Source organism: Sorangium sp. So ce693 (assembly GCF_051521375.1).
In the GTDB taxonomy this organism is placed as follows: domain Bacteria; phylum Myxococcota_A; class Polyangia; order Polyangiales; family Polyangiaceae; genus Sorangium; species Sorangium atrum.
In genome coordinates this window covers 7,885,184-7,901,025 of the sequence record NZ_CP150347.1, presented here as the reverse complement: position 1 = coordinate 7,901,025, position 15,842 = coordinate 7,885,184, and the positions used below count along the sequence as shown (strand labels likewise).

13 protein-coding genes are annotated in these 15,842 nt (G+C 71.7%); 8 read left to right on the top strand and 5 right to left on the bottom strand.

The genetic code is table 11. The features are described 5' to 3' along the window. Window positions 1-13: 13 nt before the first annotated feature. Entirely contained in the window at window positions 14-1,867 is a 1,854-nt protein-coding gene (locus WMF14_RS29340; RefSeq protein WP_272094206.1) for an AMP-dependent synthetase/ligase, read from the bottom strand. 341 nt (window positions 1,868-2,208) lie between these two features. Between WMF14_RS29340 and miaB the strand changes: the two genes are divergently transcribed. The 4 genes from miaB (at window position 2,209) to WMF14_RS29320 (ending at window position 6,024) form a co-directional block, all read left to right on the top strand. Further along, window positions 2,209-3,714 (top strand): tRNA (N6-isopentenyl adenosine(37)-C2)-methylthiotransferase MiaB, encoded by a 1,506-nt coding sequence (gene miaB, locus WMF14_RS29335; protein WP_437791324.1) that lies wholly within the window; start codon window positions 2,209-2,211, stop codon window positions 3,712-3,714. A 1-nt stretch (window position 3,715) separates the two neighbouring features. Then, window positions 3,716-4,300, top strand: coding sequence for a gamma carbonic anhydrase family protein (locus WMF14_RS29330; protein WP_437791322.1), 585 nt, complete (start codon window positions 3,716-3,718; stop codon window positions 4,298-4,300). Then, the gene (thiS, locus tag WMF14_RS29325) at window positions 4,297-4,497 is read left to right on the top strand and encodes a sulfur carrier protein ThiS (RefSeq protein WP_272094203.1); all 201 of its coding nucleotides are present in this window, start codon (window positions 4,297-4,299) and stop codon (window positions 4,495-4,497) included. The genes WMF14_RS29330 and thiS overlap by 4 nt, the downstream gene beginning before the upstream one ends. A gap of 99 nt (window positions 4,498-4,596) precedes the next feature. Further along, on the top strand, window positions 4,597-6,024 hold the full coding sequence (locus tag WMF14_RS29320; protein ID WP_437791319.1) for a VanW family protein: 1,428 nt from the start codon (window positions 4,597-4,599) through the stop codon (window positions 6,022-6,024). A 36-nt stretch (window positions 6,025-6,060) separates the two neighbouring features. Here the strand turns inward: WMF14_RS29320 and WMF14_RS29315 are convergent, their stop codons facing one another. Together WMF14_RS29315 and WMF14_RS29310 are read right to left on the bottom strand one after the other, a co-directional pair. Further along, window positions 6,061-7,644, bottom strand: coding sequence for a DHA2 family efflux MFS transporter permease subunit (locus tag WMF14_RS29315; RefSeq protein ID WP_437791317.1), 1,584 nt, complete (start codon window positions 7,642-7,644; stop codon window positions 6,061-6,063). 16 nt (window positions 7,645-7,660) lie between these two features. Then, a complete protein-coding gene (locus WMF14_RS29310; RefSeq protein WP_437791315.1) occupies window positions 7,661-8,902 on the bottom strand; it encodes an HlyD family secretion protein in 1,242 nt (413 codons plus the stop codon). Between the two features lie 197 nt (window positions 8,903-9,099). On the opposite strand from WMF14_RS29310, the gene WMF14_RS29305 reads away from it, so the two are divergent. From WMF14_RS29305 to WMF14_RS29290, 4 genes are all read left to right on the top strand, one after another. Then, window positions 9,100-9,783, top strand: a complete 684-nt coding sequence (locus WMF14_RS29305; protein WP_272094199.1) for a TetR/AcrR family transcriptional regulator — start codon at window positions 9,100-9,102, stop codon at window positions 9,781-9,783. A gap of 285 nt (window positions 9,784-10,068) precedes the next feature. Next, window positions 10,069-11,439, top strand: coding sequence for an ABC transporter substrate-binding protein (locus tag WMF14_RS29300; RefSeq protein WP_437791313.1), 1,371 nt, complete (start codon window positions 10,069-10,071; stop codon window positions 11,437-11,439). After that, window positions 11,436-12,434: a carbohydrate ABC transporter permease gene (locus WMF14_RS29295; RefSeq protein ID WP_437791311.1), complete on the top strand. Its 999-nt coding sequence runs from the start codon at window positions 11,436-11,438 to the stop codon at window positions 12,432-12,434. The genes WMF14_RS29300 and WMF14_RS29295 overlap by 4 nt, the downstream gene beginning before the upstream one ends. Further along, window positions 12,431-13,297: a carbohydrate ABC transporter permease gene (locus tag WMF14_RS29290; RefSeq protein WP_272094196.1), complete on the top strand. Its 867-nt coding sequence runs from the start codon at window positions 12,431-12,433 to the stop codon at window positions 13,295-13,297. The genes WMF14_RS29295 and WMF14_RS29290 overlap by 4 nt, the downstream gene beginning before the upstream one ends. A 261-nt stretch (window positions 13,298-13,558) precedes the next feature. On the opposite strand, the gene WMF14_RS29285 is transcribed toward WMF14_RS29290, so the two are convergent. After that, window positions 13,559-14,521 carry an MBL fold metallo-hydrolase gene (locus tag WMF14_RS29285; RefSeq protein WP_437791307.1) on the bottom strand — a complete coding sequence of 321 codons (963 nt, stop codon included), beginning with the start codon at window positions 14,519-14,521 and terminating at the stop codon, window positions 13,559-13,561. A gap of 174 nt (window positions 14,522-14,695) precedes the next feature. Beyond that, window positions 14,696-15,667: an aldo/keto reductase gene (locus tag WMF14_RS29280; RefSeq protein WP_437791304.1), complete on the bottom strand. Its 972-nt coding sequence runs from the start codon at window positions 15,665-15,667 to the stop codon at window positions 14,696-14,698. Between the last annotated feature and the right edge of the window lie 175 nt (window positions 15,668-15,842).

Below are 15,842 nucleotides of genomic sequence, written 5' to 3'. Positions count from 1 at the left end.
GGGCGCGGGAGGCTCAGCTGGGCTGCGCGGCCGCGCGCGGCGCGGTCTTCTCCGCGCCGCCCGCGCCGCCCGCGCCGGCGTAGAGCGCCTCGATCACGGGCCCGTACTTCTGGAGGGCCACGCGCCGCTTCAGCTTCAGGGTCGGCGTCAGCATCCCGTTCTCCGCCGTGAAATCCTCGGCCGCGAGGGCGATCTGCTTGATCCTCTCGAAGGACTTGAAATCGGACGCGTACCTGTCGACCTCCGCCTGGACGTGCGCGACCACCCGCGGGTGCTTCAGCATCGCGTCCGTCGACTCGAACGAGAGCCCCTCGGCCCGCGCCCATTCCGTGAGCGCCGCCATCTCGGGCACGATCAGCGCCACGTTGAAGGGGCGGTTGTCGCCGTGGACCATCGCGCCGTTGATCAGCGGAGACAGCTTGAGCTTCTCCTCGAGCGGGGCCGGCGCGATGTACTTGCCGTTCTCCAGCTTGTACTGCTCCTTGATGCGGCCCGTGACGAAGAGGTAGCCGTCGTCGTCGAGGTAGCCCAGATCGCCTGTGCGGAAGCCGCCGTCCTCCGTGAAGACGGCCTTGTTCTCCTCGTCGCGCTTGTAATAGCCCACCATGACGTTCGGGCCGTAGACCACGATCTCTCCCTGCTTCGGGTCGTGCGTCTCCGACCTGTCGATGACGACCTTCACGCCCGGGATCGGCTTGCCCACGCTGCCGAGGCGGCGGGCTCCCGGGTAGTTCACGGCGACGACGGGCGATGTCTCCGTGAGGCCGTACCCCTCGAAGACGGTGATGCCGAGCGCGTCGACGAACTCGGCCACCTCATAGGCGAGCGCCGCCCCGCCGCTGATGGCGTATTTCAGCTTGCCGCCGACATTGGCGCGTATCGTCGAGAAGATGACGCGGTCGGCCACGGCCAGCGCGAGCCGCTCGACGAGGCCGAGGGGCTCGCCCTTCCGCTGCTTCGTCGCGGCGCGCATCCCGGCGCGGAACAGGGCCTGGATGACCGCGGGCTTCCCCGCCATCTTCTTCTTCACGCCCTCGTAGATGCGGTTGAAGATCCGCGGGACGCTCATCAGCACGGTGGGGTGCACCTCGCCGAGGTTCGCGAGGATCTTGTCGACCGACTCGCTGAGCGCCATCGACGCGCCCACCGTGATCATCACGTGGAGCTCGCCGGTGTGGCCGAACGAGTGGGCCCACGGGAGGAACGAAAGGCTCCGATCGTCGCCGCCGAAGGGGATGAGATCCAGCACCGCGCAGACGTTGGAGGCGATGTTGCCGTGCGACAGGATCACCCCCTTGGGGTTGCCGGTCGTGCCCGACGTGTAGATGAGGCACGCCGTGTCCTTCGATGTCGGCTGGATGGCCGGGGCCGGGCTCCCCTCGCCCGCGGCGAGGAGCTCCTTGTACGAGCTGATCTTCGCCCCGGGAACGCCGTCTCTCGCCCCGTCGGGGTCGAACAGACAGACGACGTGCTTCAGCGAGGGCGCCTTCTCGGGGAGGTCCTTGCATTTCCCGTAGATCTGCGGCGTGGCGACGATCGCGGCCACGGCCTCGCAATCGTTGATGATGAACGCCCACTCGCTCGGGAGCTGCGCCTCGTACATCGGCACGACGGCGACTCCCATGCTGAAGCAGGCGTAAGCCGAGACCGCCCACTCGACGCGGTTGTTGGAGATGAGGGCCACCCGATCTCCCCGCTGGACCCCGAGCGACGCCAGCCCACCGCGGAACCTGGCGACGAGCTGCCCGAACTCCGCGTACGTGATCCAGTCCCAGCGGCCATCGGTCTTCGTGCCGAACACCGGCCGGTGGCCATGACGCTTCAGCGCGCGATCGAGCAGGTCTACCAGATTCTCCAGTTTCGCCATCGGTCTCCTCCCGAGCTGATTGTTAACATGGTATTGCGCCGCGTCCGTGTCCTTTTGGCGGCGCGCGACGCCGGCTGTCGTCGCGCCGCCGCTGAGGCTGCCTCGCGCGGGGTTGGCGATGGGGGAGCGCTCGCGCGGCGCTGGCGACGGAGGGCGGCCGCGGGGCTGCTGGAGACGGAGGGGGCTGCGCGGAGGCTGGAGACGGAGGGCGACCGTGGGGCGGGTGCGGCGGCTGGAGAGGGCGAGGGGAGCGGCGCGCGGCGCGCGGCGTCGACGGACGCGGCTCCTGGCGCGCGAGGTGGCGGCCTCGGGCCCCTTCTGTTAGAGCGTGCATCGCTTCGATGCCCCGGTATTCGATCACGACGTTCGGCTGTCAGATGAACGTGCACGACTCCGAGCGGATGCACGACGTGCTCCGCTGCGCCGGCTACACGGAGGCCGGCAGCGCCGACGAGGCGGACGTGCTCGTGCTCAACACGTGCAGCGTGCGCGAGAAGGCCGAGCAGAAGCTGCGGAGCGAGGTGGGTCGGCTCGCGCGCTGGAAGCGGGAGCGCGCGGACCGGGTGCTCGTCGTGGCGGGCTGCGTGGCGCAGCAGGAGGGGGAGCGCCTCCTCAAGCAGATGCGCGCGATCGACGTCGTGGTAGGGCCCGACAACATCCCGGAGCTGCCCGGCCTGCTCGGCGACCTCGCGATCGGCGGGCTGCCGATCGCGCGCACGGTGTTCGACCTCGACGCGCCCCGGTTCCTCGTCGCATCGCCGCCGTCGCCGCCGTCGCCCGCGTCCTCCTCCTCGCCGCGCGCCGCGCCGACGGCGTTCGTGACCGTCATGAAGGGCTGCGACGAGCGCTGCTCGTTCTGCATCGTCCCCTACACCCGCGGGCCGGAGCGGTACCGGCCGAGCGACGAGATCGTCGCCGAGATCGCGGCGCTCGTGGCGGCGGGGACGCGCGAGGTCACGCTGCTCGGCCAGACGGTGAACAGCTACAGCGACCCGCTCGGCGCGCTGCCGCGGGCCCCGGGCGCGAGCGCGGACGACCCGGACGAGAGCGAGTTCGCGGCGCTGCTCCGGCGCGTCGCGGCCGACGTCCCCGGCCTCGCGCGCCTGCGCTACACGAGCCCGCACCCGCGGCACCTCACGCCCTCGCTCGTCCTCGCCCACGCCGAGCTCCCGGCGCTGCCGCGCCACGTGCACATGCCGGTGCAGTCGGGCAGCGATCGGGTCCTCCGGCGGATGATCCGCCGCTACACGCGCGCCGAGTATGTCGCGAGGACGCGGGCGCTCGTGGAGGCGGTCCCGGGGCTGACGCTCTCGACCGACATCATCGTCGGCTTCCCTGGCGAGACGGAGGACGACTTCGCGGCGACGCTGTCGCTCGTGCGCGAGGTGGGGTTCAAGGGGCTGTTCGGCTTCAAGTACTCGCGCCGGCCGCACACGCCCGCGCTGAAGCTGCCGGACGACGTGCCCGAGGGCGTGAAGGGCGAGCGGCTCGCGCGCCTGTTCGAGGAGAGCGAGGCGCTGCTCGCCGCCCACCTGTCGGCCCTCGTGGGGACGACGCAGGAGGTGCTCGTCGAGGGGCGCGACAAGGAGCGGGGGCACGGCGGAGCCGGCGGCGCGCTCTGGTCCGGCCGGACGGGGCGCCACGAGATCGCGCACATCGAGGGCGCCGGGGAGCTCGATCTGCTCGGCGAGGTCGTCGAGGTCTCGATCGCGCGGGCGAACAAGCACTCGCTGCAGGCCGAGCTCACCGAGGCGGCGCGCGCCGCGGCCCAGCCACGGCAGCGGGGCGGCCTGGAGGCGCGGCCCGCCCGACGCTCGCTGCCGGTGGTCGCGGCCGAGGGCGGCTGACGTGGCGCTCGTCCTGGACCTCGGCGGGGTGTCCCCGCGGCTCGGGCGCGACGTGTTCCTCGCGCCGAACGCGACGGTGATCGGCGACGTCGAGCTCGGCGACGAGGCGAGCGTGTGGTTCGGCGCGGTGCTGCGCGGGGACATCGGCGCGATCCGCGTCGGCCCGCGGACCAACGTGCAGGATCTCGCGTGCCTGCACCTGACGGGCGGCGTCTCGCAGACGATCGTCGGCGCCGACGTGACCATCGGCCACAGCGCGATCCTGCACGGCTGCCTCGTCGGCGACGGGTGCCTGATCGGGATGGGCAGCATCGTGCTCGACAACGTCGAGATCGGCGAGCGCTCGGTGATCGCGGCGGGCGCGGTGGTGCCGCCGGGGCGGGTGATCCCGCCGCGCTCGATGGTGCGCGGCAACCCGGCCCGGGTGGTGGGCGAGGTGCGGCCGGACCAGGCCGAGCTCGGGAAGCTGGGCGCCGCGGGCTACGTGGAGAACGCGCGGCGCTTCCGGGCGGCGCTCGCCGGCGAGGCCGTCGAGCCGCCGGAGGTCGCGGCGCGCCTGGTGATGCGAGAGGTGAGGAAGCCATGAACATCACGGTGAACGGGGAAGCGCGCGACGTGCCGGCGGCGCTCACGGTGCGGAGGCTCGTCGAGCTGCTCGGGCTGACCGAGGGGCCGGTGGCGGTGGAGCGCAACGGCGAGGTGGTGCCGCGCGCCGAGCACACGGCCGCCGAGATCGCCGAGGGGGACGTGATCGAGATCGTCCATTTCGTCGGCGGCGGCTGAGGCCTTTCGGCGCCCTTGACGTTCTGACGGTTTTTTCTCTTCTCAACGGTCTGGCGATCTTCCAGATCGTCCGCGATCCGGGTAGCATGGCGAGCTGCCGTGGATACGAGGGCCCTCGTTCTGGTCTTGGCGCTCGGCGGGTCGGCCGGCGTGGGCGCCGCCGTGGGGGTGCGCCATGCGTTGCCGGCCTCTCCGGTGGTCCGCGGCCTCTCGGTCGGCGAGCGCTTCCTGCCGGACGGCGCCGCGCCGGCGGCCTGGCTCGCGGCGCGGCGTGACGCGCTTCGCGAGCGCGTGGTCCGGCTGCGCCATGACGACGTGGAGCTCACCGCGACGCTCGGCGAGGCGGGCGTCGAGGTCGACGTCGACGAGACGCTCGCGGCGGCGCTGCGCGTCGGCCACGAGGGGCCCTGGGCGCGGCGGCTCCGGGAGGCCCGGCAGGCGCGGCGCGGCGAGATCGACGTGCCGCTCGCCTGGGCCGTCGACGAGCCGCGGGCGCGGGCGTTCCTCGAGCGGCTCGCCCCGCAGATCTACCGGGCGCCCGTGGACGCGCGGCTCGACCTCGCGAACCGGCGCAAGATCCCGGAGCAGGCCGGCCGGGCGCTCGACGTCGAGGCCTCCCTCGCGGCGCTGCGGGCCGGGGAGCACGGCGACGAGGAGCTCATCGAGCTCGCCGTCCGGCAGGTCTTGCCGCAGGTCGAGGTCGCCGACCTGGTGAGCGTCGACGTCACGAGGGTCGTCGCGGCCTACGAGACGAAGTTCAAGCAGCTCGGCAAGGAGGCGGGGCGCGCCCGCAACATCAGGAACGCCGCGTCCAAGATCGACGGCACCATCCTGGCCCCGGGCGATACCTTCTCGTTCAACGCCCACGTCGGCCCCCGGACGGCCAAGAACGGGTTCACGATCGCCCCGGAGATCCTGGGGGACGAGACCGTCCCCGGCTACGGCGGGGGGACGTGTCAGGTCTCGAGCACGCTCTACGCCGCGTCGCTCTTCGGCGCGCTCGACACGCCGGATCGCCAGAGCCACTCCCGCCCGAGCGCCTACATCCCCATGGGGCTCGACGCGATGGTGACCTACCCGGAGTCGGACCTGAAGATCAGGAACACGCTCCCGTTCCCGATCATGATCCACGCGTATCTCCCCGAGCCGACGGTGCTCCGCGTCGAGATCCTGGGCGGAGACCCCGTGGCGGAGGTCGAACACCACGTCTCGGCCGAGCACACCGACGATTTCATCCGGCGCATCTACGTGAAGTCCGAGCTCTCCGAGGGCAAGGTGAAGCGCCACCAGAAGGGCTCGTGCGGATACGACGTGAGGTCCTTCGTCTCGATCCGTTACAAGGACGGCAGGGCCTCGGAGCGCAGCTATTCGAGCGAGTACAAGCCCGCGCCGGAGGTCTTCTGGGTCGCGCCCGACTACGACCCGCAGGCGCTGCCGGCGCTCCCCGAGCACGCGAAGGCGGTGGAAGAGCTCCGCGAGGGCGAGGCCCCCGCTGCGGGGGGCCAGGGCGGCGCCTACTCGATGTGAGGCCGGTCGAGGGCGCCGGACCCCTCGGCGAGCGGCTCAGTGCCCCGCGGACGCGGGGCCGCCCCGTCCCTTCCCCAGCAGGAGCACCAGCGGGAGCGTGGCGAGGACCAGCACCGCCGTGACCCAGAACGTGTCGTTGAACGACATGACGGCGGCCTGCATGTTCACGATCCCGTCGAGGACGTGGAGCGCCTTGTCGCGCGCGTCCGCCAGATCGAACCCCTTCGCGGCGAAGCCCGCGGTGTACGCGGCGACGCGCTCCAGGGTCTTCGGGTCGCTCGCCCCCATGTCGCTCACAAGGACCGCCCGGTGGAACGCTTGCCGGTCGGCGAGCACGGTGGTGAGCAAGGCGACCCCGACGCTGCCCCCGAGCTGCCGCGTCAGGCTGTAGAGGCCGGTCGCGGCGGCGATGTCCTTCTTGGGGAGCGGCCCCAGCGTGGCCATGCTCAGCGGCAGGAACATCAGCGTCGTGCCGAACGACCGGATGATCAGCGGCCAGAACAGGTCGCCCGAGCCCGTCATCGGGGTCAGCGTCTGGAGCTGGAAGAGCGCCGCGAGCAGGATGAGCCCCCCGACCACGAGGAGCACGCGCGGGTCGAACCGGTTCAGCAGCCGCGCCACGAGCGGCATCGAGAAGGCGGAGGCCAGCGCGCCGGGGAGCAGGAGCAGGCCGGTCTGCTGCGACGTGAAGCCGAGGATCGACTGGGCGAAGATGGGCACCGCGAAGAGCGCGCCGTAGAGGCCCATGCCGATGACGGCGGACAGGAGGCTGCCCGCCCAGAGCGAGCGGTACCGGAGCACGCGCAGGTCGACGATCGGGCTTTTTGACGTGAGCTCGCGGTGGATGAACAGGGCGAGGCTCACGGCCGCCACCGCGGAGAACGCGAGGATGAACGGCGAGTCGAACCACGCCTCGGAGTGCCCCTCCTCGAGCACCGTCTGCAGCGAGCCGACGCCGGCCGCGAGCAGGGCGATCGCGAGCCAGTCGACGCCGCCGCGCTCCCGCTCGCCCGCGGCGTCCGGGGGCAGGAAGGCCAGGCACATGAGCACGGCCGCGATGCCGAGCGGGACGTTGATGAAGAAGATCCAGCGCCAGTCGATGTTCGTGACGATGTAGCCGCCGAGCGTCGGCCCGATGGTGGGGCCGGCGATGACGATGGCGGAGAAGAAGCCCTGCGCCATCGCCTGCTCGTGCTTCGGGAACGTCTCGAACAGGATCGACTGCGCCTTCGCGAGCAGGCCGCCGCCGCCGAGCCCCTGGAGCACGCGGGCGACGATGAGCATCGGGAGGCTGTGGGCGACGCCGCAGAGCACCGACGCCGCGGTGAAGGCGACGAGCGAGAAGACGAAGTAGCGCTTCTTGCCGAAGCGGTGCCCGAGCCACGCGGTGAGCGGCAGGATGATGACATTCGCGATGGCGTAGCTCGAGACGACCCAGCTCACCTGCGTGAGCGTGGCGCCGAGCGAGTTCTGCATCTCGGTGAGCGCCACGTTGACGATGCTCGTATCGACGATCTCGAGGAGCGCGCCGAGGGCCACCGCCACGGCCACGAGCCACCTGTTCGCGTTGGCGGGCGCGTCGGCGTACGCCGGCGGGGCCGCGATAGCCACCTCTGCCATGGCTCCCTCCTCATCCCTATTTGCTCGTGTCGACCGCCAGCTCGACGCTCATCCCGGGGCGCAGCACGACGTCGGGCGGCGCGTCGTGGACGTGGATCCGCACCGGCACCCGCTGGACGACCTTCGTGAAGTTGCCGGTCGCGTTGTCCGGCGGCAGCAGGCTGAAGCGCGCGCCCGTGGCGGCGGAGAAGCTCTCGATCTCGCCGTGCACCGTCACGCCGGGGTAGGCGTCGATCGACACGCGCGCGGGCTGGCCGACGTGCATGTGCGCGAGCTGCGTCTCCTTGAAGTTGCCGGTCACCCAGACCTGCCGCGCCGGGACCAGCACGCCCACGGCCTGGCCCGCCGAGACCATCTGCCCGACCGAGAGGGTCTTCTTCGACACGGTGCCGTCCTGGGGCGCGACGATGCGCGTGTACGAGAGCTCGAGCGCGGCCAGGTCCCGCGCGGCCTGCGCGGTCTCCACCTGGGCGTGGGCCACGCGGGCGCGGGCGCGCGCCTGCGCGATGAACGCGTCGACGTTGCTGGCCTGCTGGACCTTCGCGTTCGCCTCCTCGACCCGGCTCCACGCCTGCGTTGTCGTCGCCCGGAGCGCCGCGAGGCGCGCCTTCGCCTGCTCGAGCGACGCGCGGGCGACGTCGACGGACGCCTGCAGCTGGTCGAGCTGGGCCTGCGCGAGCGCCCCGGTCTCCACGAGCTTGCTCGCGCGGTCCCGCTCGAGCGTGGCCTGCTCCAGGGTCGCCGTCGTCGAGGCGACCTGCGCCTCGCCCTCGGCGATCTGCTGCTTCGACGCGGTCGCGCTGCTCGCCGCGCCGTGCAGCGAGGCCTCGGCCACCGACTTGTTGCTGCGCGCGTTGGTCTCGGCGATGCGCTCGTCGGCGTCGGCCGCGTCGGCGCTCGCCCTGGCCGCCGAGAGGCTCGCCTCCGCCTGCGCGAGCCGCGCGCGCGCGGGGTCGGCGTCGAGCTCGGCGAGCACGTCGCCCGCCTTCACCGCTTGATTTTCCGCGAAGAGGACCTTCACGACCACGCCGGCCGCGCGCGCGGGGACCGACACCACCTCCGCGTCGATCTGCGCGTCGTCCGTCGCCTCGACCCCGCGGTGGGCGACGTACCAGCCCGCGCCCGCCGCGACGGCGAGCGCGGCGACCGCCGCCATGATGCCGGCCGCCTTGCTCGGCTTCCCGGCCTTGACCGCCCCGGAGATCGCCTCCGGGGCCGCCCCCGGCTCTCGAGGGAGAGCGCTCGTCGTCGTGGACATGGTCGCCGCTTGCTCCTCGTCGCCCCGACCGCGGCGCATCGAACGGCCGCATCTCTAAGGCAACCTATGGTTGCGATAGTGGTACCACGGGGGCTACCAAAGACAACTGTTTGTTGCCATAGTCGGAGCGAGGCCTCCGGCGCCCACCGACTTGTGCGGTCGTGGTTCCATGGAGCGCCCTCGAGATGCGGAGCGCCATGTCGCCCACCCTGAGAGAGCCGCCCTCGGCTGAGCCCGCCCCCGCGGTGGGGCGCCGTCGGACCGGTGTGCACGGCGCGCGGCACGGGGGCCGCAGCGAGCGCGTGGTGCGGGCGGTGATGCACGCGGCCGCCGCGGAGATCGCGCGCGCGGGCTATGCGGCGCTCCGGGTGGAGGACGTCGCGGCGCGGGCGGGCGTGAACAAGACGACGATCTACCGCCGCTGGCCGACCAAGGCCGAGCTCGTCAAGGCGACGCTGCGCTCGTTCTCCGACGGCCGCCAGGCGCCGCCGGACACCGGCGCGCTGCGGCTCGACTTGCTCGAGCTCGTGCGGCGCTTCGTCGCCGTGGCCTCGACGCCCGAGGGGCAGGGCATCTACCGCATGCTCCTGGCCGAGCTGCACGTGCCGGAGGTCGAGGCGCTCGCCCGCGCGCTCCGCGAGGAGCGCCTCGCCCCGTGGCGGGAGGTGCTCGAGCGCGGCGTCGCGCGCGGCGAGCTGCCGCCGGGCACCGATCTCGACCTCCTGGTGGAGATGATCCGAGGCGTCGTGACGAACCGCCTGTTCCGCCTGCGCGGGCCCGTCGACGCCGGCGCCCTGGAGTCCATCGTCGACGTCGTTGTGCTCGGCGCGAAGGCCGGCGGCGCTCTCCGCCGCGGCCCCGCCGCGCCGGGGGCGCCATAGGCGCAACAGGAGGCCGCCCGGCAGCCATCATGTCCTGCTGGCAACCTTCCTGTCTTCGGCGATGAACCGGGATGAAATCTGCCCTCGAAAAACAGAAGATTAGAGCATCAAGGGATGATCGCGTGGTCTCCGCTGCTCTCCGGGAATAATCCGCTGGACGGCGGATGACGTCGGTGCAAATCGCCGCGGCAGCCGGGGGACCCGGGGTTGAGCCACGGCTCGGCTCGGTCGCGCGCGACAGGCCGGAAGCGAGCCCTCTGCGGGGATCGCAGGAACAGAGGGCAAATGCAGAGGGCGCGAGCACCGGAGACGCGAGGAGGGCCTGGGCGGCCGCCGGGCCGTCGCGAGCTCCTCGCGGGCGCGGGGGCGGCAGCGGGGCTGTTGCTGCTCGGCTGTCGCGGCGAGCCGGTCGACGTGCGCGATCAGGCCGCGATCGCCGCCGGCGGCAGCAGGGGATACGCGGGCCCGGCCGTCGATCTCGCGTTCTGGACAGGCTTCACCGGGGGCGATCGGCTGCCGATGGAGCGGCTCATCGAGCGGTTCAACCGCGAGCACGACAACATCACCGTGCGGATGAGCGTGACCCGGTGGGGCGACTTCTATCAAAAGATGCCGGCCGCGGTCGACAGCGGCCATGGCCCCGACGTGGCCGTCATGCACGCCGATCAGCTGGCCACGGCGGCGGTCCACCGCACCATCCTTCCGCTCGACGAGGTGACCGAGGCGCTCGGCCTCGGCGCAGGCGATTTCTCCGACACGCTCTGGAGCGCGGGCGTCTTCCGGGGCCGCCGTTACGGCGTTCCCCTCGATGTCCACCCCCTCGGCCTCTACTACAACCGCGCCGTTCTGGCCGGCGCCGGCCTCGGCGACGCCGCGCTGCCGCGCTCGCGGCCCGACTACCTGGCGATCCTCGAGCAGCTGAAGCAAAGGGGGGTCCAGGGATCGTGGGTGTCGCCAGCCCTGTTCACCGGAGGGCTGATGTTCCAGTCGCTCCTGTGGCAGGACGGCGGACAGCTGTTCTCGGAGGACGGCGCCCGGGCCACGTTCGACGCCGAGGCAGGCGTCGAGGCGCTGGGCTTCATGCTCGAGCTGATCCAGCGGGGCTACAGCCCGCGCGACGTCGGCCAGGACGCCGACAGCATCGCCTTCACCAACGACCGGAACGCCTTCATCTGGAACGGCATCTGGATGATCAACATCTACAGGGCGACCCCCGGGCTCAAGTGGGGCGTCGCGCCGGTGCCCACCATCGGCGCGCAGCGGGCGGTCTGGGCCAACGCGCATCACCTCGTGCTCGCGCGCCAGCCCTCGGCCGGCGAGCGCCGGCTGCAGGCCTCGGTGGTCTTCCTCGACTGGCTCAGCAGGCACTCCCTCGAGTGGGCGGAGGCCGGCATGGTGCCCGCCCGGCGCGAGGCGCGGGAGAGCGCCGCGTTCCAGCGCATGACCGAGCAGGCGATCTTCGCCGAGCAGCTCCCGGTGGTCCGCTTTCCGCCGGCGATCGCCGGGATCGACGCGGTGCGGGCGTCCACGCTCGATCTCGCGGTGAACGAGGCCGTGCTGCTGCGGGCCACGCCGAGGGCGGCCCTGCGCCGCGCGGCCCGCGAGGCCGACGCGCTGCTCGCGGCCAACCTGAGGAAGTTCGCGAGGGCCCTGTGAGCGCGGTCGACGTACCCCTCGTGGAGCCCGGCCAGGCGGAGGTGGACGGCGGCGCGCAGAGCGCCCCCGGCGTCGGGCAGCTCCGGGGTCGCGGCCCCGCGCGCGCGCGCTGGTGGGCGCCGTACCTGTTCCTCACGCCGTACCTCGCGCTGTTCGGCCTCTTCGTGCTGGCGCCGATCGCCCTCGGGGTGTGGATAAGCCTTCACGACTGGGACCCGTTCCTGCCGTCGAGTCCGTGGGTCGGGCTCGACAACTATGCTGACCTGTTCCGGTCCGGCTCGCCGAGCCGAGGCAACTTCTGGCGCGCGCTGCGGGCCACAGCCCTCTTCACGGCGCTGAGCGTGCCTGTCCTTGTGACGCTCCCGCTGCTCCTCGCCCTCGCGCTCGACCGGAGCTTTCCCGGGCGATCGCTCTTCCGGGCCCTGTTCTTCGCGCCTTACGTGCTCGGCGTGGCGGTCGTGGCCCTCGTGTGGCGCCTGTTGCTCGACCCCCACGTCGGCGTCATCAACCACCTGCTGGGGAAGGTGGGATTGCCCGCCGGCACGGGATGGACCACGGCGGTCCCCTGGGTGTGGGTCTCTCTGGTGGGCATGACGGTCTGGTGGACGCTCGGATACAACACCGTGATCTACCTGGCCGGGCTGCAGAACATCCACCGGGAGCTCTACGACGCTGCCCGCATCGACGGCGCGACCCGCTGGCAGCTGTTCCGCCACGTCACCCTGCCTGGGCTCAGGCCGGTGGTCATGTTCGTCGTGATGATGACCGTCCTCGGGTCGGCCAACATGTTCGGACAGGCCTACCTGGTCACCGGGGGCGGACCTGGGAGCGAGACCCGCACTGTCATCATGTACATCGCCGAGGAGGGGTTCCGGAGCTTCCGGCTCGGCGCCGCGGCGGCCATGAGCTACGTCCATGCCTTGCTCCTCGCGCTCGTGAACCTCGGCATGGTCCTCCTGTTCTTCGGCCGGGGCGGCGACGAGGAGGCTCGATGAGGCTCCCGCGGGTCCAGGGGAGCTGCCCCGTCCGCCGCCTGCAGGTCTGGAGAGCGCTCTCGTATGCTGCGCTGATCCTCCTCGCCGTGATCTACCTCGCCCCGGTGATCTGGATGGCGCTCACGTCGCTCAAGTCGCCGTACGAGGCGACGGCGATGCCGCCCACGCTCCTGCCCGCGCGGGTGACCGTCGAGAGCTACGAGGCGCTCGCGCGCTCGGGCTCCCAGGCGCCGGTGCTCCGCTGGCTCCTGAACAGCGTCCTTTCCGCCGTGGCGCACGCGCTGCTCGTGCTGGCCACGGCGGCCCCGGCGGCGTACGCGCTCGCGCGCATGGAGTTCCGCGGCAAGCGGCTCGTGCTCGCCGCGGTCCTCGCCACGCTGTTCGTCCCGCCGATCCTGTTCCTGCCTGCGAATTATCTCATCGTCAGGTCCCTCGGCTGGCTCGACAGCCTCCCGGCGCTCGTCGTGCCGCCGGCCGCTTCGGCGTTCGGCGTCCTCTTCCTGCGCCAGTTCTTCCTCGGTTTCCCGCGAGAGCTCGAGGAGGCGGCGGCGCTCGACGGCGCCACCCGGCTCCAAGTGCTCTGGAAAATTGTTTTGCCTCTGTCGAAGCCGGCCCTGGCCACGCTGGCCGTGCTCAGCGTGCTGAGCAACTGGAACGACTTCCTCTGGCCCATCTACGTGCTGTTCAACCCCGAGAAGCTCACGCTGTCGCCCGGCCTCGCGCTGCTGCAGGCGGCTCACTCCACCGACTACGCCCTCGTTGCGGCGGGCGCGGTGGTCGCGAGCGTCCCGATCCTCGCCGTGTTCATCGCGGCCCAGCGGTACGTGATCGAGGGTGTCGCTCGCACCGGCCTGAAAGGGTGATCGGCGCCCCGACAGGGGGCGAGATGCACATGCGATGGCAAGGACATTGGCTGTCCTAGCGAGCCCGTGACCTCGCTTGACCGGGAATCGTCCTCAGGGGAAACTCTGTGTCCATGGCGGCGGGCGGCGCCCCTCTGTGCGCGGCCGAGGCGCCGAGGATCGCCTGCTGCCAGGGACGACGACGGGCGTGGTCTTCGCTTAGCTTAACTTCGCTGCTCGCGACGGCAGACTCATGATGATCGCGACCTTCTCCTGGATCGCTCAACGCGGCCGACGCGCGAGCTCGGCCATGAGGCCGAAGAGCGCGATAGGGCCCGGCAAGGGGAGCTTCCCGCCGCTGAACTCGCTGTAGAGCGTGTGCACGTTGACGACGATGCGCTCGGCGTCGCCCCAGCTCGCGTAGTCGGCGAGCGCGATGTCGCGGGCGGCGTCCGCCGGGGGCATGCCGGCGTCGTAGCGGCGCCTGGCCTCGTCGCGGATGTACACGAGATAGTCGCGGACCGCGCGCACGCCCGCGCGATCCGTGATGGGGCCGTGTCCCGGCACGATGACGTCGACGTCGGCCGCGAGCAGGATGTCGCAGGCCTTGAGCCAGTTGCCGACGGGCCCTGCCCACAGGATCGGCGTCACGTCGATGAAGAGGACGTCTCCCGTGTAGATCACCCGGTCCGACGGCACGTGCACGAGCAGATCGCCCTTCGTGTGCGAGGGGCCCACCTCGATGAGGCGGACCTCCTTGCCCCCGACCGCAATGGTCAGCTCCCCGTCGAACACCCGGGTCGGCGGCGTCGGGGCGATTCCGTCGAAGTCGAAGGCGCCGAAGCAATGGACGAGGTACTCGCCCAGCGCGCCGGCGGCGCCGCTGCGCGCCTGTCGCATCAGCGTGGCCAGCATCGGCGCGGGGATCTCGTCCATCTCGGCGGCGCCGGCGCGCGTCGCGATGATGGTCGCGCCCTCGACGAGCGCGTTGCCGTAGCAATGGTCGCCGTTCGCGTGGGTGTTCACGACGGTGCCTATCCGCGCCGCGGCGGGGGCCGCCGCGCGCATGGCGTCGAGCATCTCGCGCGTGCGCTTCAGGTCGAAGAGCGTGTCGACGAGCAGGGCCTCGCCGTCCGACGTGACGAGCCCCGCGTTGCTGAGGCCCCAGGTCCCGGCCGGCTGGAGATAGGCAAAGCAGCCATTGCCGATGTCCTGCAGCCCTCGCTCATACCGCCATCGGCCCATATCCGTCCCCTTGTGCGCGAGCGTCTCTTGACGCGTCTCCAGATCTCTGAGCGTAGGCCACCCGCGCGACGCCATGGAATCGAAATCGACCCGTCCCGCGGCGCGATTCATGAGGATGGCGCAGGCGTGGCGCCCGGGTGCAGGCGAGCGCCGCGCAGTGTGGCGCGGGCGGCGCTACCAGGCGTAGGCCTCCGGCGCCTCGCCGCCGGGGCCGGGGAACATCGCGTCGAGCCGCCCGAGGTGCTCCGGCGTCAGCGTGATCTCGATGGCGCGCAGGCTCCCGTCGAGCTGCTCGACTGTGCGCGGGCCGAGGATGGGCGACGTCACGACGGGGTTCCGGAGCAGCCAGGCCACGGCCACGTCGGCGGGCCTCTCTCCGATCTCGGCGCAGAACGCCTCGTACGCCTCCAGCTTGGCGCGGTTCTTCTCGATGCGCGCCAGCGCGTCGGCGGAGGAGCGCCGGCCCTCGCGCGCCTTCTGGAGGGCGCCGCCGAGCAGCCCGCCGGCGAGCGGGCTCCAGGGCATCACGGCGAGGCCGAGCGCGCGGCACGCGGGCAGGACCTCCAGCTCGACGGTGCGCGCGTCGAGGTTGTACAGGCTCTGCTCCGAGACGAGGCCGAGGAAGTGCCGCTGCGCGGCGAGGCCGTTCGCGTGCGCGATCTGCCATCCGGCGAAGTTGCTGCTGCCGACATAGAGGACCTTCCCCTCGCGGACGAGCTGCTCCATCGCCTGCCAGATCTCGTCCCAGGGCGTCTCGCGGTCGATGTGGTGCATCTGGTAGAGGTCGATATGGTCTGTCTGCAGGCGGCGCAGGCTCGCCTCGCAGGCCCGCCGGATGTGATAGGCCGAGAGCCTCCTGTCGTTGGGCCCTTCGCCCATGAGGCCGTAGACCTTCGTGGCGAGCACGATGCGGTCCCGGCGCCCATCGCCCTGGGCGAGCCAGCGCCCGACGATCTGCTCGGTGATCCCCTCTCCGCGCTTCCGGCCGTAGACGTTGGCTGTGTCGAAGAAGTTGATCCCGTGCCCGAGCGCCCGGTCCATGATGGCGAAGCTGTCGGGCTCGCTGGTCTCCGGGCCGAAGTTCATCGTGCCGAGGCACAGGGGGCTGACCTTCAGGCCAGTGCGTCCGAGATTGCGGTAGTTCATGGCGACGGGGAGGGTAGCAACGCGCTCCGTGAGCCGTCCACGCCCCAGGGCTGAACGCGTCGTAGGGTTCTGCCTGAGTCGCGCCGTCATGAGCCGGCGCGGCGGCGGCGCCGCCGAGCGCGCGACAGGCGTTGCGCGCCGCGCCGGAGGCCTCGTCGTGATGTGGCGGCGGCGC

Bases quoted from the DNA above. Each gene is read 5' to 3' on its own strand.
- WMF14_RS29300 (WP_437791313.1), top strand. From the start codon at position 10,069: ATGCAGAGGGCGCGAGCACCGGAGACGCGAGGAGGGCCTGGGCGGCCG.
- miaB (WP_437791324.1), top strand. From the start codon at position 2,209: ATGCCCCGGTATTCGATCACGACGTTCGGCTGTCAGATGAACGTGCAC.
- WMF14_RS29305 (WP_272094199.1), top strand. From the start codon at position 9,100: ATGTCGCCCACCCTGAGAGAGCCGCCCTCGGCTGAGCCCGCCCCCGCG.
- WMF14_RS29340 (WP_272094206.1), bottom strand. From the start codon at position 1,867: ATGGCGAAACTGGAGAATCTGGTAGACCTGCTCGATCGCGCGCTGAAG.
- WMF14_RS29290 (WP_272094196.1), top strand. From the start codon at position 12,431: ATGAGGCTCCCGCGGGTCCAGGGGAGCTGCCCCGTCCGCCGCCTGCAG.
- WMF14_RS29310 (WP_437791315.1), bottom strand. From the start codon at position 8,902: ATGTCCACGACGACGAGCGCTCTCCCTCGAGAGCCGGGGGCGGCCCCG.
- thiS (WP_272094203.1), top strand. From the start codon at position 4,297: ATGAACATCACGGTGAACGGGGAAGCGCGCGACGTGCCGGCGGCGCTC.
- WMF14_RS29315 (WP_437791317.1), bottom strand. From the start codon at position 7,644: ATGGCAGAGGTGGCTATCGCGGCCCCGCCGGCGTACGCCGACGCGCCC.
- WMF14_RS29285 (WP_437791307.1), bottom strand. From the start codon at position 14,521: ATGGGCCGATGGCGGTATGAGCGAGGGCTGCAGGACATCGGCAATGGC.
- WMF14_RS29280 (WP_437791304.1), bottom strand. From the start codon at position 15,667: ATGAACTACCGCAATCTCGGACGCACTGGCCTGAAGGTCAGCCCCCTG.